Here is a 20663-nt window from a genome sequence, read left to right on the forward strand (position 1 = left end):
GACGGCTCTGCCGCCTCGTGAGAACCTCCAACGTAGACTCCATGGAGAAACTCCTTGTCGCTCATCCATGGAATGTCGATCACAGATCAGGCGGCGGCAGGCAATGTGGGGGCAGAACACCGGTTACCGTGGTCGGGAGGCCTTCGACGATCCACGTTCGCTGCTCCTCGGCACCTTCAGCGACGAGGGCCAAACAATGCCCGCCGGGTTCGTCCACTGGGACGGCGACGGTCACCTGCTGACCATCGCGCGCACGCGCTCCGGCAAGGGCAAGACCAGCATCATCCCCAACCTGCTCCGTTATCAGGGCAGTTGCGTTGTCCTTGACCCCAAGGGAGAGCTGTTCGAGGCTACCTCGAAATGGCGGAGTACCCTGGGGCCGGTTTACCGCATCGCGCCGTTGGACGAAGGGTCCGGTAAACCCGTGCATCGCTTTGATCCCTTGAGCCGGGTCCGGCGGGAAGCGGACGCGCGGTCCATCGCCCAGCAGATGTTTCCGCGCGATCCGAAGTCGCCGTCGTTTTTTGCCGACGACGCGGTCGGCTTTATGACCGCCGTGATCATGTACGTGCACTACAAGGCACCGCCGCAGCGAAGGACACTGGCCACGGTATGCCAGATGGCGTCCCTCAAAGGCGGCAGCCTGCTCAAGGTCGTGAAGGATATGGAAGCGTTTCCGCCGACGGCGGACACGGCCCGCGCAGTCCTAGAAAAGGACCCGCTCCGTGGGCTGAAGGTCTTGCAGGAGACCCTCACCAGCAAGCTCTACGAATGGAAGGACCCTGATATCCAGCGCAGCGTCAGCGGCAATGATGTGAGCTTCGAAAGCCTCAAGGACAGAACCGCCACGGTCTACATCGAAATCCCGTTCGACATGATGAAGACCTTCTCCGGCTGGCTGCGCGTGGTGCTGAAGGCGGCATTGGACGCCATGCTCGCCAACCGGCTCATACCGAAGATCCCTGTGCTCTTCATGCTCGACGAATTTATGAACATTGGCCCGTTTCCCGAATATCGTGACGCGATCAACACGCACGCAGGCGCGGGCGTCAGACTCTGGTTTTTCCTCCAAAACCTCTACGGTATCCAGGAGCATTACCCCGGCACAAGCTGGCAGACATTCCTTGACTGTGAGGTGAAGCAGTTCTTCGGCATCAATGATGACGAGACCGCGAAGCTGGTCGGCGCCTATCTCGGTCACAAGACCCATGCCATCCGCACGACCACGGCCAGCGCCAACGTCTCCTCGCATCTCGGCGGCATCCACGGTGAGGCGTCCACCAACACCAGCTTTTCCATGACCGAGGGCATCCAGTTCCTCGGCCGCCCGCTGCTCACCAGCGACGAGGTGAGGGAACTGCTCGGCGGCTGGCAGGGCGACGGCTGGCGCTACAGCATCACCGATCTCGCGGGCATCCGCCCGTTCAAGACACAGCTCGTGGTCCACGAGAAAAGCGACACTTGCAGGCAACGCATCGGCATGGTCATGAAAGGGGACGCCAATGACCGAACTGAAAATCAATCACAACGACCTCAAGAATAGCAGCCTGCCGACCTGGCTCGGCCTCGTCATCGGCAGCTGGGTCGGGCTGGCTTGGGGCAGCCTGATCTCGTCGCCGATCGGCATCGGGTTCGGGGTGGCGGCCGGAAGCGCCTTCGGCGGTTTCCTGGCCGTACCCCTCTGGGGGACTGTCTGGGGCCTGGTCGGCCTCGGCCGCCAGCGCGAGAACGCCGTGCGCCAGCACGGCATCAAGCTCCTGACCGAAAACGACCCGCTCGCCCAACGCGTTTACACCCTCGCCGCCCAACTTGGCCTCAAAACCCGCCCGTGGGTCGGCGTGATGCCGCACAACAATGCCTACGCAATCGGCGCCAACGCCGACAACGCCCTGGTCGTTATTGGGCAACCGCTTCTGGACTCTCTTAGCGAAGCGGAAGTCACCGCCATCATCGGCCATGAACTGGGCCACGTCGCCAACAACGACATGCGCCGCATGGGCTTGGCCCGTTCATTCCAAAATTCGCTGGTCTGGTATCTGGGCTTTTCCGAAACCGTGCAGCGCTGGGGGCGCTGGCTCCTGACCTGGGCCTCCGAACTTTGGGTTCTTCGCCTGTCCCGCAGCCGCGAATACTGGGCAGATGCCGTCGGCGCGGCCCTCACCAGCAAGGAGCATATGATTGCGGCACTCGAAAAGCTGCATAACGGGCCGGAGCTGGGGGAATTCGAACGCGAGCATGCGCGGCTGATGTTCCGGGGGGTGGCCAGCGGGTCGGTGCTGTCAACCCATCCGACGCTGGGGGAAAGACGGGCTGCTCTCCAGGCTGAAACGTATCTCCGGCGTGTACCGCTGTTGCGCACACATCAAGTTCCGATCCTGCCGCCAGCGGCTACCCCGCCCAAAGCGGAAGATATCGCCTACCTCAAGCAATAGTCGCGTTGCTCAAAGAACATGTGTCAGCCGTCAGGAGGACCTATTTGCCGTCATCTACATCCGGGTCGGGCGTCAAAATTGGCCATTTTCGGCCTGACGCTAGATCTGGGTGACGCGGCTCGGTTTCAGGCGCTCCGGACTCGTCTCGCATTTTATCGATGGTAGTCAGACAACGGGCCGCTGGATCGTTGCGGCCTCCACTTTTGGTGAGCATCAACAGTTTGCGCCGTAACTCGATAGCCGGGACAGGCACTACATCATAAGCGCCTTGCCAGTCTTTCGACGGAATTTGCTCGGTGATAGCGTCTTGGATGGACCTCCAGTTCAAAAACGAACGGCCGGACTGGATCTCACACTCGACCAGCATAACCAGATCATCTGCCCGGGGGTGTTGGGCTATGGTATCCGCGAGCAGCGTCAGTGCCCCGTTCGTGGGGCCGTCTTTCAAAAGTTCCCGTACATGTGCCCGCACTTCGGCATGTTCGGAAATGAGTCCCGCCAACCCACGTCGCCAGTGCCAATCGTCAGCAGATTTTCCGCTCAGTGTGCCGCTTACCATCAGGTCGATAAGACGGCGGGCGCATGAAGGGGTGCCGAGTTTCAGAACCGTCGATCGCCATTGATGATCCTGGTAAAAGCGTGGGTCGTCCTCCGCAAGTTTGAATAAAACCTCTTCAGCCGCGTCGGCTGGTGCATTCTCAAGCCCGCGAACCATCTCTTCAAGCATATGGGGATCGCGCTGCGCATCGGGGAGCGCTCGCACGATGGTGGGAAGTTCCGTGAGGGGATTGGCGAAGGGCAACAAGCGCAACCAGTCCTGGAGTTGATAGGCCTCGCCGTGGCGCAGAATCCACGTCGCGGTCTTGGCGGCTTCAAAAGTCTCCGCGATGCCCTCCTCGACCAGTTTGATGTCAATGTCTTCACCTGAAAGGATCAACGACAGGAGGAGCCTGGCGCGTGACTCTCTTGGGGTCAGCGCGACAAGCTTGTCGATTGTCGTGGCCCGCTCGCCATGCGGAAGCTGTGTCCCGATAATGCCGAGAGTTAGCGCCAGCTTCTTCTGTTCGTCCGTCACCCCATCAGCAAGAAGGCGGTCGATCGCCGAGAAGATCATCTCCGCTTCCGCGCAACCTTCGCGGGGATTTGCGGCACGGGCGACGCGGCGTGCTTCGATGCCGGAGAAATCCACTCGGCCGGGGGATTTCCTTTCGTCCTTCGGAGTATTGGCGTTCGACCAGTGTGCAGAAAGGACCCTCGCGGCCGACTCGCCGAAATGCTCGCTGGTCAAGTACCTGTTCATCATCGCGTCGGTTTCCGGTGCATTGATCGCGATAAAGGCACGCTGGTATTCATGGGGCTGTAGGTCTTGGGCTTCGCGCATTGCTGTGCGATCCCGCCATCCGCTGGCTTTCGCCGCCACATGAAAGTTGTGGTGGCGGCGAAGATTATCATTAAGCAGTTGCTGAAGAATCGGTAGCAGGGTGACGGTCGGCGCGCCGCTAATCAGCTTTGCAATCGAGGATTTCTGTGATCCGGTCGCGTTTTCCGTTGTCAGAAGGCGCTCTCCCCATTTTTGCGCCAGCGTCCCGATCGTAGCCAGATTTTCCACGTTGAAGGGCCGTGCACGGTCATCATCACCAATGGTGCTGCGGGACAAGAGTTCGGCTAATTCCGCGATCTCCTCAACCGTGGCACTGTCCGCTCGGGCCTCGACAGCGGACACAAGGCTGGGGCCGGGCGTGTGGCTAATGCGTTCGCGGAGCGCGGAAAACCGATCACTTGCGGCTTTGTCATATGTACCGTGGGCATTCCGTAACCGAGTATGCGCGGCAAAATAAGCATCGAGCAGCTTGCCGACCATTTGCGGACCGAGAATAGATGAAGCCGCATCGGCGCGTTCGTCGTAAGGTTTGGTGTCCTGAAGTGCGATTCCCAAAAGGGCTTCGTCGTCCAGCAAAATCCTCGCCACTGCCAGAACGTTGTCCGTTCCGTAGAGAAGGTCACGATTCTCACGAACACGACGAAGGAGACCGTCTGCAACTGCCTGCGGGTATTGCCGGCGCACTTCGTATAGCAGATGCTGCTCACCATTATCCTTTCGGTCGATATCCATTTCGGCGACGAGATCGGTAACCTCCGAGGCGAGGCCTTCTTTGTCCGTTGCGCTCAGAAATGCGACCAAGCGGTCTCGCGGCTTTTGTTCGCCGGAGCGCACCCGTTCCCGCGCAGCAGCTAGGCGCTCTCGCACTTCCTCATTGGCGATATCGTCAATGTGGCTCTTTTGAGCGAGGATGTCGAACGTCGCGTCATCAGCGCTTGATAGCAGGTCGATTACATGGCGCGCGGCGCGCCGGAACGATAGCGCATCCGCGACAAGTGCTTTTACCTCTGGGTCATTGTCTTTTTTGGCGATTGCGGTCGCCACGTCGAGACCATCGATACCGCTATTTGATGCAATCTCATGGAGGACGTTCCTGCGGATCTCGGGCGGCAGCCCGGCGACGCGATGGGCAGCATCCCTACCCAAAACCGATGGCCGGAAGCGGCTTGCTGAACGGAAGGCAGCAAGATGGACCTGATCATCTTCATGCGTCAGAAGCGGCCAGAGCAGATCAACAAATTCCGGCCTGCCGGAGGTAATCATGAAGCGCACAGCGCGATCAACTTTACCGGGAGCGTGCCATCGGTTCACGAGGTCCAAGATGGTAGCGCCAATCGGTGTCCACACGTCATCAGTCGCGCGAAAGATCATGTCCGCTGCCAGGATTGGATCGACCTCGAATGCCGCAAGGATGGCCGCACCGCAACCAGCTTTCTGGGCAGGATCGCCGCGTGCCGAACGCTCGACCGCGAAAAGGATCGCTTCCGTCCATGGTCGCTGATTTAGCATATCTGACTTCAGCCGCTCGCGCGAAGCCGGGTCGGAGACTGCACGCACGAAAAGTCGCTCGACCTCGTATGAGGCATACCATTCCTGGAATTGCTGATGCTGGAAGGCATAGCCGGGGGTGTCGCCTGATCGCATAAGGACGTGATGGTTGACCAAGGTATCAAGCAGGGCGTTGGGCTGCGTGGTTACGTAGGTAAGTTGGCCGTCATCTACCAGCATCTGCGTCGTCTCGCTCACGGTCCTGCGCGCATTGCTGTCGGTGACAGACGTATTTGCCGTGGTAGTCGCAAAAACGGCGAGCCTGTCGAGGTAGTCCTGATGAAACCCCCCGGTGGCGTTCCGCAGTGCTGGTGCGTGTCCTGCTTCCTGTTCTTGTGCGGCAACAAATCGCCGCAGCACTTCTTCCTTTGTCGTTGGAAAAGGGGTGTCCTCCGGCAGTGATAACAGCGTTGTTAGGTAGAGCGGGATCGTTACGAGCTCGTGTATACCCGCCGTGCGCCAAGCCTGGTCGACGAGGTTTTCACCGGCTTCGCCGCGCATCGCCCTGGCAATCGCCAGTTGCTGCTCATCGCCGAGCGGCAGGAGATCGACTCGGGTCCCACTGAATGGAATATCGAGAGCTTGCTTGCGCGTGGAGATTACAAAACCAAGTTCAGGCAATTCAGCCTTCAGATTCGAAATCTGGACCCGTGCCCGCTCGCGCGCGGCTATGTCCAGTTCGTTCCATCCATCGAGTAGGAGGACAATACCGGGTTGGGCGGCGACCATGCGGAATTCAGCTTCCGAGACGCCGGCGAACGCGGGACGCTTCAAGACTGAGTTCAGAAGCGCGTCATGATCCGTTGCCCATTCACCGAGTAGCACAATAAATGGTATGCCGTTTCCAGTTTCCAAGACGCCTTCGGCGACTTGAAATATCGTGGTGGTTTTCCCCATGCCAGGCGCGGCTACGAGAATGAGGTCATCGAACGTCGTCACTGCATTGGCTAGCGATTTAGTGCTCAATGCCTCGTCAACACGATCAACTTTCAAGGTGAGCGGGACAGCGGTGCTCGGCCACTTGGCCGTGTTCCGGAAAACGGCTAGATCTGCCGAAGCTGCGGCACGGAGCCGGTCTCGCAATTCGTCAGGCGTCGGTGACTGTGTAACCGGCGCAAATGGCAGGTTGTGCATGATGCTACGCCACGATTCGGAGTTCGTGCGCTCTTTCCATTCCCGCAGATGACTGTCGGTGAACTTCGGATCTTTGGAGTCGACAGCCCGGGCGCACTTTTTACAGAGCCAAATCCCATTTTCAGCACCGCGACGCTCGTTTACTGTCATCTCCTCGTCGTAGCGAGGGCCGAGCCGAGCAGCGGCGTGAATATGCGCAGCTTCACCGATGTTAATGACGTCCTTGCCATCGGACGTCGCGCCGCTTGTTAGCTGGCGGCAAGCCGGATTGGAGCAATGACCGCCCGCCTGCCTTTCAAGCTTCCGTTTAGTTATGGACGTAAATTCGTCTCTGTTTGAGTTTTTGGCCATCTTGAATATGAATTACTAGTTTCACCAGTCATATGACTGGCGCTTTGACTATATCATCCTGTGAAGCGCCCCCGACCACAAATCGTGAGGCTATCCCCGAAATTATCTTGGCTATTCTGTTTGCCGTTATTCACGCATTTTCGCGATGGCCATCTGCATTGACCCGCAAACAGGCTGTCATCTGATGTTCCGCATCCACCTCAATGCCTAAGTAATCGCGCCCCTGGCACTTCGCTGCTAACAGCGACGACCCGGACCCGCAGAACGGGTCGAGCACCAGCTCTCCTGGTCGGCTGAATGTCCGCACAAGCTGCTCAAGCGGTGCCAGCGGTTTCTGCGTTGGATGAAGGCGATTGCCAGTATAGTCCCAAGACATCACGTCGGGCAGGGGCTGCGACGGCAATGGCGCCCGGCCTTTCATCAGGAGATAAGCTTGCTCATGCTGATGCCCGAAGTATCGCCGCGAGGAGGCATATGGCTTGCAGAACACCACGTGCCCGACAATCCGGAATCGCGCCGCACGCCAGGCGGCGATGAACCTGTCGGCTTCGTTCCAGCCGTAGAAGCTGGCCGCGAGCGAATTTGGCTTCAAAACGCGGTACATTTCCGCAAAGGCAGGATTGAGCCACGAGGCATTGTTATCGTTGGCAACCGTCCGGCCGCTGCGGTCTCGGTAATTCACCAGATACGGCGGATCAGTCAGGATGAAATCCACCGACCCGCCCGGCAGGCGCTGCATCAGGTTGATGCAGTCGCCCAGCAGGATGGTGTTGCGGGCCGGGACCATTACGCGTCGTCCCGTTCAGTTTTCGGCTTGCGGATGATCAGGCGGCCGTTCAGCGGCAGCGCCGTCAGGGTGATGTTCAGCCCCTCGCGGTCCTTGTGGCTCCAGGCGGCGCCGATTTTGGTCCACTGGGCCTTATCGCCGTCTCCTTCGACCGTATACACGGCGTAGTCGGGTTTGCTGGATTTAGTCTGTTTCATGGTGGTTCTCCCGTTGGTTTTCCGGCTGCGTCCATCGCGGCCGGTCGGGGGATTGCAGCGGCCGCGACTCTGAGCCGAAGGCGGACGCAGGCAACGGCAACACGGGAGCGCAGCGAATGGAGCGGGCAACCGATTGCCGGCGGCAGAGACCGGACGCATACCCCGACCGATTCCGGCCGCGTGGTGCAGTCGCAACCGGGAGATCCCTGAAACACTGTGATCATCCCAAGCCTATGTAGCAGGCCTAGCGTGAGAGGAGGGGGAGGCCTACGACCAACATGGTAGCAGCCTGAAGCGGCCACGCCTTGCGTGACTGGGCTTCTCGCTCAGCGCGGATACGCCGGGTTCAGCCCCAGTCCGAACCATCAGAATCGGACTGAGACTAGGGTTCCCGGCCGTCACTCTCCTGTGGAAACGGTATCCGCTGCCACATCGGCGGCTCGCGACCGGCCATCCGCTTCGCCATCGCGTCCAGTTCCGCGAACACCTCTTCGGCCGGAATGCCGGGCCGGGGATCGTCCAGGCTCTTTTTGATTTCCCGCTTCAGCAGTTCCTCGCGAAGGTCGGGATATGCCTCAAGCTCCATAAACACCTGCATGGCGACGAAGACGGCCTCCGAAGGTCCCAGGAAGCGACCTTGCTCGACCTGGGCCAGGACCCATTCGGCAATCCCAGGCACGAAAAACGCTTCGAAGCGCAAGCCGCGCTCCGCCGCATCGGCCTTCAAGTCGGAGGCCTGGGCCTTATGGGCAGCCACATATTCCGGCGGGAAGAGTTCGCCCTGTTCGTCTACGTCGCCCATCGCGGTCACCTCATCATATTATTGTCCTGAGAGTGTGCCCCCGCTTGAGACGCACCTCAAGACGCCCTATCTCATGCCCAGGCGTGGCGATGCTGGTCCTTGATGTCTTCTAAAAGCCGCGTGACACATAGATCACCCGGCAAAGCGGACGACATGGCCCGCGCGGTATGTGTCGCCGTCTTAGGTATCGACGACCTCCAGCACGCCACGCCGAGCAGGCAACGATGGTCATTTTCGCCACCAGTCGAGATAATCGTCCGGCTCCCGATCTTCTCGCTGCATCTCCCTCAGCATCCGCTCTTCACCCTCATGGTGCGGGTGCCGCTCGTCCCGGCCATGCTCCACCGACGGTTCCGGCGCCTCCAGCACCGGCCGCAACCAGTCCAGGTGATCTTCTTGAGCAACCGGCAGCTCCGCCTGCCACTCCTGCGCGGCATGTTGCTCCCCGCCGCGCTCGTCCTGCTCGCGGACACGGTTCTCAAGGTCGGCGATCTGCGCGTCCACCTTGCCGAGGTCATACATATATCCCGCCTGGACGTTCTGGCGTTCCTGCAGAAAGGACAGCGCCCGCCCGACGTCACCGGCTCCGGTCCTTATGTCTTGAACCACGCGCTCGATCTCATGGTCGATGGCCTTCACGGCCTCGTCCAGTGACAAAGCCCGTCCGCGAAGGCGCTCAAGTTCGTCCTGCTTGTCCATCGTCCCCTCCGGGCGCTTCTGTCAGTGGGCGTAGTAATAGGCGGGCCGGTGGTCCGGCTGGTCCTGAAGTTCGGTCACGAGATACGCGCGTAGCCGCTCGCCAGAATTGACCAGTTCCTGGGCGCGTGCGTGGAAATAGAAGGCGCTTTGGCGCAACTCCTCGCGGACATGCGGCATGGTCTCGGCCTGCGCCTTGCGCAGGCTCCAGTAGGCGAGGCGCTTCCGGCGCCGGATTAGGTCGGTTTCCAACCACGCCAGCTCGCGGCGCGTCGCCTCGCGCTGCTCTTCGCTCAGCTCGCAGATGCCGAACACCGAACCTGTGTAAACCGTCGTCATGGTTCCAATCATGGGGCGGGTTGCGCAATCTCGCAAGCGCTACCTGAAGTCATTGTGAATTTGGCCCGGGCGGCTCACAAGGCGGCCTGTCAGGGTCAGCCGCGCAGCGGCCACCAATCCGGTTGCTCTTCCTGTTCGGCGGTTAACTGCCGGACTTGCACCTGCGCTTCACCATCGCGCGTCGGCACGCGTTCGGCCCGGCCAAGGTCCGGTCCCTCATCGGTGACATCCAGCACTGGCCGAAGCCAGTCCAATCGGTCTTCGACGGCGGCAGGCACGTCACGGTGGTCTTCCTGCACAGGCACCTGGTCGCGTTGCTGGGCTTCCCGTTCCTGGATGCGCTGTGCGACTTGCTCCCTTTGCAAGTCCAACACGCCCGCCTTGTAGGTCAGTTCTAGTTTGACCTCATAAAGTTCCTGAATGCGGGCAATGGTCGATTGGCTGTCCTTGAACCCGTCTGTATGTACGCGGATTTCCCGCGCGATCTCGAAATCGACGTCTTTCATCTCCTTATGCAGTGACCAAGCCTCCTGTTGCAGAAGACCCAGGACACCTTCATCCGATAATTCATGTTCGTCCGCCATGCGCCGGCCTCCTATCTTACAAACCGGTGTAGAGCTTACAGAAACCCCTGGCTCAGGCGCATCTGGAACCACGGAAAATGACACCACCTACTGTGTGCGGTCCTGCTCGGGCTCCTGCCACCGTTCGCTGTCCGGGGAGGGTGACGATTGGGGCGCACCGATCTCCAGCCAGTCCAAGTGGTTTTCCCACCGTTCCAGCACCTCCATATCGGCCGGTGTGGCCGGGTCGGATAGCCAGTCCAGCATGTCGTCAGGCGCCAGCCGGTAGGCGGTGGCCTGGTCCTCGGTCATCTCGCGGCCGTTCTGCCGGTCAATCACTGTCCGTGCCGCCTCCACGTCGCCTTCGCGACCCGTGGCGGCAGGCGGGGTATCGCCGTGCATGTCGTCCAACATGCGGTTTTCCGCCGCCGCGAGTTCTCGCGGGTGAATCGGCGACCCGTCCGGGTCGGGAACGGGCAGATCATGTTCACGCTCTTCTGGTCGCATTTGCTCCCTCTTGTGTTGCGCGCGGGCGCGACGCGCCCGGCGTTCCTCCTGGTTCGGGCCGCGATGCTGGCCCGGTGCGCGGTTCAGGTTCCGTTTGGCATAGCTGCGGCTGTCGATGGTCACGGTGATTCCGGCCTTGCCCAAGGCCTCGTTGGCAATCCGTGCCCAGAGGGCGCGGGCGCCGGTCACGAACTGCACGCCATCGGCGCTACGGATTTTCAGCCCAAAACCCGTTGAGCTGACCACCCGTGTGGTCAGGAGCAGGTGCACATGCGGATTGTGGCGCGTGCCATCCTCGTGGATGGCGAGGTCGGCGACGAAGCCCTGCGCGGTATAGCTGTCGGCCATCGCCCGCGCGACGGCCAGCCAGGCCGCGCGCGGCAGCTCGCGGGGCAGGGCGAATTCCAGCTCCTTCGCCAGACGGGCATCCTTGCGCTTCTCGGCGATCTCGACCGCGTTCCACAATCGCGTGCGGTCGGTCATCCAGGACGGCGCACCCTCCGGGAGGCGGATTTCAGAGGCGAAGATATCGCGCCGTCCGCCGAAGACCGACAGGCGCTCCTCCGCCTCGTTGGGGAGCGTCTCACCGGCACGATAGGCGGCGGCATCCACGATCGAACGCCCATCGCCCCGACTGATGTTTTTGACATGCAGATGGTAGATGGCCACAAGCCTCTCCTCGGCACGGAGGGGGTTCCACAGGGGGCTTGCCCCCTTGGCGCACTTGCCGGTTTTCTCCGGTCCGCCCCTTTGCGGCCGGTAGAAAACCGTGCAACGCATCGCCTCTTTCGTCCAATGCGTACACATTCGGCGATGCGTAAGTGCGCTTTACGCATTGATACACGCGGGCGTTGATGTTTTTCAAGTGGGCAGGTGACCGATCCAGGTGTCCGGGCACTATTCCAGCACGAGCGCCGGTGCGAGCTTTGCCCGACGCCGCACGTTGATGGCCTTAGCGTCCAGCGTATTCTTGAGATGCACCGCATAGTGCTTCTCGATCATTTCGACGCTGGTGCGGCAGTTCTTGGCAATCTGGTAGATGTCGGCGCCTTCGAGCAGGCGCAGGCAAATGTAGGTGTGCCGGAGGCTGTAGGCTGAGCGGCGGTTACCCTGGCGATCGAACTTCAGCTCGCAGTCCGTGAGAACCCGGTTGAACTGTTTCTTGTGATCCTGCGGGAAGACGAGGTCGGTAGGCTTGGGTTTGTTGCGCTTCTTCAGCCGCTCGAAAGGAAACACCGCCCCCGTGGTGCTTTTGCAGTAGCCGACGCCGCGCTTGCCGCGCACCTCAATTACCAAAATGCGTTCCTTGCTCTCCGGGTCCTTCTCAATGGTGACGTCGCGGTATTCCAGCCGATTGGCCTCGTCGGGCCGTAATCCGGTGTTGGCCATGAACAGGATGAAATCATGCAGTTGTTCGGCCGCATGCTGCCAACTCAGCCCGAAGGCTGATTTGGCTCGGTCGCGGGTATGGGAGTAGAGTTGCTTGTACTCCTCCGGCGAGAACCACGCCCGATGGTTGATCTTGCTGGACGCGCGGTACGGTGCGGAGAAGTCGGGCAGGTGGCCTATCCAGCCATGCCGCAGGGCGGTTTTCATGACCTGGCGGAGGGTTACCGTTTCATGGTGAAGGGTGCTCCGGGACGGCGGCTTTCCGGTCCTAGCCTTCGTCTGCAGCCGCATCACCCGATATTCCTGTAATACGCCAGCGGTGACGGCGCTCAGGGCTTTGTCCCCGAAGTAGGGAATCAGGTGATTATTTATTCGGGCCTCGTGGTCCTTCACATAGCGGGGATTACGCTCCCCGCTGGTGATCGCCTCATATTCCAGGAAAAACTGCTTGGCGGCATCCGCGAAAGTTTTTTCCTTCTTCAGCCCTCCGGCGCGGCTTTTGCCTTTGAGTTCGAAATACCAGTCTTCCGCGAACTCTTTGGCCTGGGCCAGGCTGTCGGTCTTGGTGCTGACCCGCCACTCTTTTCCTTCGAGATAGGTGGAGCACTGCCAGACGGAACTGTTCGGGCGACGGTACACACGGACCTTGTCACCAAGCACTTTGTGGGATGCCATTTTACCCTCAAAACTGTGCGAGAATTGTGTGAGGGTATTTTAGCCGATTTCGGGCTGAGTTCAAGGCGGTAAGCCGTTGAATTTATTGGTGAGAGCGTCGGGGTTCGAACCCGAGACCTACTGATTAAAAGTCAGGCCGTAATGCCTTCTATGGTAGGGCATGTAGCGCATCATGTGCCATTTATGTGCCATTTCGCTAAGTCAGGGTCTCGGCGATCCTGTCAAAGGCTGACTGGTGGTCTTCACTCGGGAATAGGTGGCCATACCTCGACATCGTGATGTGGAAGCTCGCATGTCCCGCCAGCGTTTGAACTGCTTTCGGCGGTAGGCCCGCCTCGATCCAAGTCGAGACCGCGAAATGGCGTAGGGCGTGCCAACCAATTGGCGTGATGCCGGATGCCTTGACGAGCGGATTCCAGAGCCGCTTTGTCATATTCGTATGCCTGGTGAAATTACCCCTGCCATCGGGGAATACGAAGTCGTCGTCCTTCTTGAACTTCGATTTCTCCTTCCAGGCGGTGAGGGCGGCCACCATTGATTTTCCGATTGGTACCGTACGCCTACCGGCGGCGCTCTTTGTGGTGTCGATCCCGCCGAAGGCGTCGACCCGACTGTCGACGGTGATTTTTCCGGTTTTCAGGTCCACGTTCCGCCACCTCAGTGCCCATTGTTCGCTAGCGCGCAATCCGCTTGCGGCCGCGAAACGCACGTGCAGTTTAAAATTCGACTTTAGGAGGCGATCCAGAAGCGCCTTATTCTCTGCCGCGAGATCAGGATCATCACATGCCGTATCGGGTTCTGCCGCGAGTATGGCGGCCATATCCGCTTTGGACGGAGGGGTGACACGTTCTGAATCTTCATCCCTCGTACCGATAACCCGCACGCCTTTCGCGACGTTGATCGTCGCCATATCATTTTCGACGGCATGCTTGAGTATTCGGGAGAGCGTGCCGAGAACTCTCCGCGTGGTGACAATGCCAGCCCCATGCTTCCGCATCTCGTCACGAAATTTAACAACCCGAGCGGCTGTCAGATCCGCGAGCTTGATGGGACCAATCCCACCCTTGAAACCGATCGCGTCTTTTCGTTCCAGGCCTGGCCTTCGGATCACGTACTCGTTGGCAGGATCAATGTAGTTTTCGCAGTGTTGGCGGGTGGTCCGAAGGTAGGTCTCGGTGACCTTTTCTTTCCGGTCAGCTCGATCGGTCATATACAAGCAGAAGGATTTGCAAGCCGCGGCGACGTCGGCCTTATCAGCTAAGGCGCGATAGGTGCCCGCGCGGGTCGTACCCTGAAGTTCGCCAAGACGGTTCTCAGCATCACGCTTGAGGTTGAACTGCTCGCGGTGGCGCTTACCGTGCCTGTCGGTGAAGTCGATTTGCCAAGCCTCATGCGATCCGCTGGCGTTGGTCCATCTCCGCCGTTTTACCTTTGCCATGCGACCTCCTGATTTGCAGGCACATAATAGGCGGCTCAGCAATCGGCGCAAGGTAACCAGCGTAAAACCTTGACAAATTTGTAAAAACCGTATACAAGGAAAACATCAGGTCGTTGTGGTGGCGACTTGGTTGGCGGGGTGGTTCCCGCCCGATGCTTTGCATCCAAGACGAGAGCTCATCTCTCCGGCTGAGCCTTCCCGGGGAAGGCGGCGCCTAAGGCGTCGATCAACTTTCCAGCCCGGCCATGGCGTGCCGGCAACCGACCCTTCTCTCATTCAACCCGATTCAAGCGACGCCCGGATTTCGTTCCGCGCGCACTAGAGGAGCACCATGACTATTTCCGCGAATGATAACTTCCTGCCTGCCGACCTTCTCATGGGGGCGGCTGCCATCTCCGAATTCCTCGGCGTGACCCCCCGGCAGGTCTATCGGCTCACTTACGACGGAATAATTCCTCATTTCAAATTGGGCGGTACTGTCTCGGCCAGGAAGAGCAGCTTAGTGGCGTGGATGGCGCAAGCCGAGCGCGCCTCGTCCCGCGCCGCCTAACCCCCACAAATCACCAGCCACAAACCACAACCGTCCGGTTTCGCGCCGGCGAGAGGAGAACCTATGCCTATGATTAATTTGAAAGACGGTCGCAACGTCAACACTTCGGCCGTTGTCCAATATGCCACACTCAAAAACGGCGACACCCGCTTCCTGCTCTCGACTGGCTGTGAGGTAACCGGCGAAGCATACTCAGACCCCGCAGAACTCTTCATGCCTGTCATCCCCGCCAATCCTGGGTTCGTCGCAGTCTATGCCGAGCGACTTTCCGATGGCTCGTACTGTTACACAATGCGCTCGGCGATCGCCTGGAAGGTGACGTTCTCAGGTAGCTGGCCTCTTTTCGAAGGCTGCGACAGAGACGAGAACTCCGACTATCTCGTTATGATGGACCCCTCCGGCGGCGTCTTCGATTCTGACGGGAACATGTATTCGACACTCGAGGAGTGGAAACGCGAGTTCGAGACCGATGCTGTCGCGCTGCGCGAGGCAGCATGAAGATCAGAAACGCTAGACCGGCGCGTCGGGAGACGTCGCCGGGAGGCTTCCGCACGCTCGCGCGGTTCGCCTTCGAGCCAGTCGAAGGAGTTCTCATCTTCGACTGCACAATCGTCGAAGCGCCGGACGGGAAGCTGCTTGTATACGGCCCGTCGTCGAAGACCTCTCAGCAGGTTCTGAGCCTCGCGCCTGATGTGCGCTCCGCAATAATCAATATGACGCTCGCTGAGGTATATGATGACGCAATCGCAAACGCAGCCTAACGCCTCACCACTCGCGCCTGGGGACGAAGTCTTCCATGAATCGTTCGGTGCTGGCGTAGTTGTCCGCGCTGGTTCGTTCACGGCCAGCATCCGTCTACAAGACGGATCGGTGCAGATCGTAGCGAACAGCAACATGAAAATCGTTAAGCTAAAGGAGGCGAACGACAACGGGCCAACTGCGCCCGTCCTCTCCATCTTCGACTGGACCGTGGATCGCTATGTCGGAAAAGCTCCCGCTGTTGAGTATCTTGTCGACGGTGTCATACCGCTTGGCGTGCCTGGCATGGTTGCAGCAATGGGCGACACCGGGAAGAGTTACGCGATGCTCGAACTGCATCGGCGGGTATCGTTCGGTTCGAGCATCTATGCACCGCCTGTCTTCGGTGGACGGGTCATCGCCGAGGGTGCATCGGTTATGATCACGTCAGAGGACGATGAAGGGGAAGCACATCGCCGTATGGATGCGCTTGACCAAAAAGGTGAAAGGCACTCGACGGCTGGGAAGCGCATGATTGTGGTCCCTCTTCCTTCAGCCGGTGGAGCGCGAGCCTACTGGAAGGAAGACAAGAAGCGAGGGCTGATTGAGACGGATGATTTTCTTAGGCTGCGCGACGAACTGGCGACGGTTGAAGATCTCCGCCTGGTGACATTCGATCCGCTCGCTTCGTTCGCTCATCTGCCGTTGAACGAAGATCCGGCCGCCGGCCAGTTTGTCTGCACTTCCCTGTCCAAGTTGTCGGCAGAAACAGGCGCGACGGTTTTGGTGGCGCATCATATGAGAAAGGTGCAGAAGCCGATCGAGACATTAGGTGACGCCCGAGATGCTATCCGCGGCAGCACCGCTTTGGTCGATGGCCTGCGGCTTGCCTATGCCATGTGGCCGGCTGATGAAGCGCGGGCGAAGCGTGTCTGCAAGACGCTCGGCGTTGAATTCTCGCCGGGCAAGGTCGTGCTTGGAGGCGTAGTGAAGGCGAACGGCGCGGCGCGGCGTATTGTCAGCACCTACGTTCGAAACGAGTTCGGATTACTTGTCGATCGCACATCGGGATTGAGCGAGTCTGCGGCGCCGCAAGGGGATCTGCTGGACGCATTGGTTATTGCCGTCGCGGGTGCCGCGACATCTGGATCGCCGTTCACGAAGACGGGCGCGGGCGGTCTTTTTGAAATGAGGGAACGCCTACCTGACGAACTAAAATCGTTGTCGAAAGGCAGGCTTGATCATCTGGCCACGCAAGCCCTGGAACAGGGGAGAATAGTCAGGGCGGCAGCCAAGGGCGAGAAGTTGGCAAAATGGCTTGATGTGCCTGGCGGAATGTTCGCTCTTGGGCTTGGAAACTTCACGACGGGGACACCCAGGTAGCGTTCCAGAGCCGTTCCCGGGCATCGCTGGGAACGGCCATTCCCATGGGAATGGGAACGCTAAGCTATTGAAAAAGAACGATATTGCGTTCCCATTCCCGACGTTCCCGGAAATTTCGGGAACGGGTTAAGCTGTTGAAATTAAAGGCGTTCCCACGTTCCCGGTCTTTACCCCTCTAAAGAGGGGGAGGCGTTTGGGAACGCCATCCCCTTTGGATAGGAGAATGATCACAAGAGAAGTGCCAACCTTTTCCGTGCAGACTAAGCTGCCGCGGCGATTGGCGTTCCGATCTTCCGCTCTGCAATTAGGCCAATCAAATAGGCCTCAAAGCGTGAATCGAACCCACCATATCCCCCGTCCGTTCGACCTAGGTCGAGGTAATCTCTGAACTCATCATGCCGAAGAAGTGCCACGATGTAATCTTCCCATCCAGGCCACTGGTGCAGTTTGATGTCGTCAGCACGTTCCTTGATGAGATACGCCTCCTCGCAAAGCGAAATGACCATGTCGTAGAGGACCGATCGCCGAGCCTGGTCTTCGGCAGAAAGGGAGTTAGGCGCCTCGGTCCATGGTGGCTGCACGCCAATATGGGGATACTGGGCCAGAGCACTTAGAAACACGAAGTACCGGTCGCTCAAAGCGTTGTACGCCTGATTGAAGGCTTCGATCCGATCTTGAGCAAGCTTCTCGGCTCGCTCTCTCGCCTCTTTGCGATGACCCGAAGTGCATTGAAGCCCTGCCACAAGACACTGAATACGCCGAGGATGCCAAGGGATACGACCGTGGCTAGAAATGCGTCGAACGCCGTCGCGGCTAAGCCCCAAGAATAGGCCATCTGAACACCCCGCCGGAAACAGGCCAATTGGTACCGGCAGTCTATGCTTGTGGTTGCAGAATGCACTTCAGCTTATTGGATGATCCAAACCAGCCTGCGATCTCTCTGTTGGAACACAATATCTAGCGGTCGGACTGCATTTTTCGCGTTAAACTACTATATACAGTATAGCCAACCTGGGAGCACAACATGCGCATTAAGACGTTCGAAGAATCCGCCCGCAAGGATCGCGAAGCGACCAGGCGGGCGCTGTTCACGCTGGTCGCGGATAGCACGAAGCCATCGGATCCCCGCCGGCAGGGCCAGCATTACAGGTCCCACCTCGTAGACGCCCACATTGTCATCGAGAAGCTGCAAGAACGGATTGCCGGCCTCGAGGCAGATCTTGCGAAGACCAAACGGAATGCGGCCTACGCACTGTCCATCAGCGTCACGCGGACTGTTGCCGAAGAGGCCAGGCTGAAGGCGGCAGCGGCGATGCGGTATCGCGCTGCGGATATCGCTGAAGGGCGCCACGGTGAGCCCACCAACACGTCGCACGCAATCGACTGCCTTCCGCTGCCACGCCCAAAATTCACCAAGTAGGACCACACATGACCGCACCCGACCGCCACGACTTGTCGCAACTCTCCGCGTTGCTTTCGTCTGCCGTGTCCCCGGCCAAGCCTGCCAAGACGCCGAAGGCCAGGCCCGTCGCCGCCAACGACAACAAGCCGGTGCCGGCCGTGTTGGCGTGGCCCGCCTTGGAACGGCTGGCTTATCGCGGCGATATCGCCAGGGCATTCGCCCTGCGCCACTGGAAAAACCTGTGCCAACCGGGATCTGTGTTTGAACCTACACCAGATGTCGACGACGCTGCCGAGGAGCAGATCGAAACTCGTCCGTCCGAAGCCGAGACCCTTCGCGCGGTCGGCTGGACGGTGACAGGTGAAGAGCGGTGGCCGGTCACAGGTCGGCTGGTGAATGTATACGAACCCACCGAGGCAACACCCGTGTCCAAGCGCAACCGCCTCGGCGGAACCGACACGCGACTTGGTGATCTGCTGTTCCGGGACGGGAAGTTGATGCAATGGGCCGTAACCGCCAAGGGCAAAGCTCTGGCGCCGATCGAGCGTCCGCGCGGCATGAAGGGTGGTCAATCCTCGGAGCGCACTGAGGCGGCGATTTGGGCGTATCTGCAGACTGCCAACGCAACTTCGCCATTCGCGGCAACGTCGTTACTGCGCCCGTTCTCCGGCGAGAAGGCGATCGGAACCTGCTATGATCCACTGCCACGTGAAGCGCCGTCCAAGAAAGACAAGGTGGGACGGTTCGGCGTTGAAGAAGCTCGCGCCCTGCTGAGGTCTTACGGTGTGGATGGGGCAGTCCCCTTCGAGGAACTGCCCGTTCCTGCGACCCGTGGCCTTGACGCACTTGTTCCGGGGAAGCAATGGAGGGGCGGAACCAAAAAGCCAAAGCCGGTCGGCGAAATTTCCGCCGCTGCCGGTCGTGAGCCGGAAGTCGTGCGCCTGGTAGAGATGCGAAGCCATCTCGATCATCTTCGCCTTCTGCTCGGCGAGCATGCCCAGGTGCTGGATATGGCAATTACGAACGCGACGGCGAAGGAGATCGGCGTGGCGATGGGGAAGGCTCCAGCCTATGCCGAGAAGGTCGGCCCGTTGTTGATCGACGCAGCGATCGGCGCACTTCTGGCCATCGACGAGACGGCGAGGACAGATAATTTGGCAGAAGAGCAGAAAGTTGCGGCCTGATGTCCGGTCAGCGTGTGAGTTGCCACGAATATAAGTGAAGGGATTGAATTTCCCTTCACTTGAGGCGGTTCGCAGTCGCGGACGTTTATAACTCGCTGGATCGCCGGCCGGCCTCAACCAATTCCCCGGCCTAGTGCCGGGCACACTTCAGGACTAGGCTGCCTTCCGCTTGATCTGGCGAGCCAGTCCCACGTGCTCAACTGGCTTGATGGCTTTGCCCCCAGCCGCTCTGATCACCTCTGCCACCTCGTCTGGCATATCGCGCACTCGAGTCAGGAGATCACCGATCTTGAAGGCGGAATGGATCCCATCCCCGATTTCGCCGGGGAGCAGCTTGACCGGCCCTTCAGCCAGTTCGCCGGCAAACCAGACAGGTTGCCCGCCCGGCAGGGTCAGTGTCGCCATAGGGAGTTGCTTTGACGCCCGTCTGGCTTCATCGACCAGATCCACGACGATGTGGGGAAGCTCGGTGCAATAGTAGTACTTCGCTCCAATCTGGAATTTTGTTTCGGCACCGAACTCTTCTGGGAGCTCCAATCGCTTAACGATATGGCGGATGTGGGAGATCGATCCGACAAGTATGTTTGCGGGATGCGGGACAATTGTTAGAGCCATCTTGATTCCTCCTCAGCGTGTGGTTGAGGAGAGAATTCGCATACAACACAGATGGACGTCTATTCCGCCATTCGGAGTAGCGCTCAGCGGACCGCGCGTGGGCAAGATGTCGAACGGCTCTGGTTAATCAGCAATGTCTTGAATATAAGGAATGTCATCCTATCTGTGGATTACATTCCCACATCGAGTTCAAGAACGCCCGGCGCGATTGCGACCCGCGACGGCGTGCGCGACGGTCGACGCTCGCAGGTCCCGCTGGCTCCCGTCGCGCTAATTCCCTAGCATCACCTTGCGGTGACAAACTATTGCCCGCCGCGCGCCTCCTCTCGCTGCAACGGGCGATCCTGCGCCGGGCTCCCTTCGGGTTGAGCTCGGCGCTTTCGTTTTCTGCGGGGTAGAGCGGCATGGTAGCTAGCTTGGCTCATAACCAAGAGGTCGATGGTTCAAATCCATCCCCCGCAACCAGATGCGCGTCTAGTGTAACGGTAGCATGCAGGTCTCCAAAACTTGCGGTGTTGGTTCAAATCCAGCGGCGTCGCGCCAATTAATCAT

General features: G+C 59.5%; 20 protein-coding genes and 2 tRNA genes. 10 read left to right on the forward strand and 12 right to left on the reverse strand.

Annotated elements, in window-relative coordinates; genetic code table 11:
* Positions 1 to 103 precede the first annotated feature (103 nt).
* Both C5J26_RS20100 and C5J26_RS20105 read left to right on the forward strand, forming a co-directional pair.
* Positions 104 to 1543, forward strand: a complete 1440-nt coding sequence (locus C5J26_RS20100) for a type IV secretory system conjugative DNA transfer family protein (RefSeq protein WP_245441219.1) — start codon at positions 104 to 106, stop codon at positions 1541 to 1543.
* The gene (locus tag C5J26_RS20105; protein ID WP_105403389.1) at positions 1503 to 2432 is read left to right on the forward strand and encodes a M48 family metalloprotease; all 930 of its coding nucleotides are present in this window, start codon (positions 1503 to 1505) and stop codon (positions 2430 to 2432) included. Before C5J26_RS20100 ends, C5J26_RS20105 begins: the two co-directional genes overlap by 41 nt.
* 40 nt (positions 2433 to 2472) lie before the next feature.
* Here C5J26_RS20105 and C5J26_RS20110 read toward each other — a convergent pair whose 3' ends face one another.
* The 10 genes from C5J26_RS20110 to xerC all read right to left on the reverse strand — a co-directional run bounded on the left by C5J26_RS20110 (position 2473) and on the right by xerC (position 14239).
* Positions 2473 to 6846, reverse strand: a complete 4374-nt coding sequence (locus tag C5J26_RS20110; protein ID WP_105403390.1) for an NACHT domain-containing NTPase — start codon at positions 6844 to 6846, stop codon at positions 2473 to 2475.
* 130 nt (positions 6847 to 6976) lie between these two features.
* Positions 6977 to 7633 (reverse strand): DNA methyltransferase, encoded by a 657-nt coding sequence (locus C5J26_RS20115; RefSeq protein WP_105403391.1) that lies wholly within the window; start codon positions 7631 to 7633, stop codon positions 6977 to 6979.
* Positions 7633 to 7830 carry a hypothetical protein gene (locus C5J26_RS20120; RefSeq protein WP_105403392.1) on the reverse strand — a complete coding sequence of 66 codons (198 nt, stop codon included), beginning with the start codon at positions 7828 to 7830 and terminating at the stop codon, positions 7633 to 7635. The genes C5J26_RS20115 and C5J26_RS20120 overlap by 1 nt, the downstream gene beginning before the upstream one ends.
* Before the next feature lie 382 nt (positions 7831 to 8212).
* The gene (locus C5J26_RS20125; RefSeq protein WP_206051208.1) at positions 8213 to 8632 is read right to left on the reverse strand and encodes a hypothetical protein; all 420 of its coding nucleotides are present in this window, start codon (positions 8630 to 8632) and stop codon (positions 8213 to 8215) included.
* Between the two features lie 228 nt (positions 8633 to 8860).
* Positions 8861 to 9331 carry a hypothetical protein gene (locus tag C5J26_RS20130; protein ID WP_105403393.1) on the reverse strand — a complete coding sequence of 157 codons (471 nt, stop codon included), beginning with the start codon at positions 9329 to 9331 and terminating at the stop codon, positions 8861 to 8863.
* A 21-nt stretch (positions 9332 to 9352) separates the two neighbouring features.
* Complete coding sequence (locus tag C5J26_RS20135; protein WP_105403582.1) at positions 9353 to 9667, reverse strand: hypothetical protein; 315 nt, start codon at positions 9665 to 9667, stop codon at positions 9353 to 9355.
* A gap of 95 nt (positions 9668 to 9762) precedes the next feature.
* Positions 9763 to 10251 carry a hypothetical protein gene (locus tag C5J26_RS20140; RefSeq protein WP_105403394.1) on the reverse strand — a complete coding sequence of 163 codons (489 nt, stop codon included), beginning with the start codon at positions 10249 to 10251 and terminating at the stop codon, positions 9763 to 9765.
* 87 nt (positions 10252 to 10338) lie between these two features.
* Positions 10339 to 11406 (reverse strand): MobA/MobL family protein, encoded by a 1068-nt coding sequence (locus C5J26_RS20145; RefSeq protein WP_105403395.1) that lies wholly within the window; start codon positions 11404 to 11406, stop codon positions 10339 to 10341.
* 228 nt (positions 11407 to 11634) lie between these two features.
* Entirely contained in the window at positions 11635 to 12801 is a 1167-nt protein-coding gene (locus tag C5J26_RS20150) for an integrase (RefSeq protein ID WP_105403396.1), read from the reverse strand.
* A 196-nt stretch (positions 12802 to 12997) separates the two neighbouring features.
* A complete protein-coding gene (gene xerC / locus C5J26_RS20155) occupies positions 12998 to 14239 on the reverse strand; it encodes a tyrosine recombinase XerC (RefSeq protein ID WP_172745958.1) in 1242 nt (413 codons plus the stop codon).
* A gap of 331 nt (positions 14240 to 14570) precedes the next feature.
* Between xerC and C5J26_RS20160 the strand changes: the two genes are divergently transcribed.
* The 4 genes from C5J26_RS20160 (at position 14571) to C5J26_RS20175 (ending at position 16910) form a co-directional block, all read left to right on the forward strand.
* On the forward strand, positions 14571 to 14789 hold the full coding sequence (locus C5J26_RS20160) for a helix-turn-helix domain-containing protein (protein ID WP_105403397.1): 219 nt from the start codon (positions 14571 to 14573) through the stop codon (positions 14787 to 14789).
* Between the two features lie 63 nt (positions 14790 to 14852).
* Complete coding sequence (locus C5J26_RS20165; RefSeq protein WP_105403398.1) at positions 14853 to 15287, forward strand: hypothetical protein; 435 nt, start codon at positions 14853 to 14855, stop codon at positions 15285 to 15287.
* The gene (locus C5J26_RS20170) at positions 15284 to 15550 is read left to right on the forward strand and encodes a hypothetical protein (protein WP_105403399.1); all 267 of its coding nucleotides are present in this window, start codon (positions 15284 to 15286) and stop codon (positions 15548 to 15550) included. The genes C5J26_RS20165 and C5J26_RS20170 overlap by 4 nt, the downstream gene beginning before the upstream one ends.
* 109 nt (positions 15551 to 15659) lie before the next feature.
* A complete protein-coding gene (locus C5J26_RS20175; protein ID WP_245441220.1) occupies positions 15660 to 16910 on the forward strand; it encodes an AAA family ATPase in 1251 nt (416 codons plus the stop codon).
* A gap of 260 nt (positions 16911 to 17170) precedes the next feature.
* Here C5J26_RS20175 and C5J26_RS20180 read toward each other — a convergent pair whose 3' ends face one another.
* Positions 17171 to 17653, reverse strand: coding sequence for a hypothetical protein (locus C5J26_RS20180; protein WP_105403401.1), 483 nt, complete (start codon positions 17651 to 17653; stop codon positions 17171 to 17173).
* 281 nt (positions 17654 to 17934) lie between these two features.
* Between C5J26_RS20180 and C5J26_RS20185 the strand changes: the two genes are divergently transcribed.
* Positions 17935 to 18330 carry a hypothetical protein gene (locus C5J26_RS20185; protein WP_105403402.1) on the forward strand — a complete coding sequence of 132 codons (396 nt, stop codon included), beginning with the start codon at positions 17935 to 17937 and terminating at the stop codon, positions 18328 to 18330.
* Positions 18331 to 18338: 8 nt separating this feature from the next.
* Positions 18339 to 19496, forward strand: a complete 1158-nt coding sequence (locus tag C5J26_RS20190; protein WP_105403403.1) for a hypothetical protein — start codon at positions 18339 to 18341, stop codon at positions 19494 to 19496.
* A gap of 153 nt (positions 19497 to 19649) precedes the next feature.
* On the opposite strand, the gene C5J26_RS20195 is transcribed toward C5J26_RS20190, so the two are convergent.
* Positions 19650 to 20111, reverse strand: coding sequence for a hypothetical protein (locus tag C5J26_RS20195; RefSeq protein ID WP_105403404.1), 462 nt, complete (start codon positions 20109 to 20111; stop codon positions 19650 to 19652).
* 388 nt (positions 20112 to 20499) lie between these two features.
* On the opposite strand from C5J26_RS20195, the gene C5J26_RS20200 reads away from it, so the two are divergent.
* Both C5J26_RS20200 and C5J26_RS20205 read left to right on the forward strand, forming a co-directional pair.
* A tRNA-Met gene (locus tag C5J26_RS20200) sits at positions 20500 to 20576 on the forward strand.
* Positions 20577 to 20579: 3 nt separating this feature from the next.
* Positions 20580 to 20654: transfer RNA gene (locus C5J26_RS20205), tRNA-Trp, on the forward strand.
* The last annotated feature ends 9 nt before the right edge of the window (positions 20655 to 20663 follow it).

This window comes from Neorhizobium sp. T7_12 (genome assembly GCF_002968535.1).
Classification (GTDB): domain Bacteria; phylum Pseudomonadota; class Alphaproteobacteria; order Rhizobiales; family Rhizobiaceae; genus Neorhizobium; species Neorhizobium tomejilense.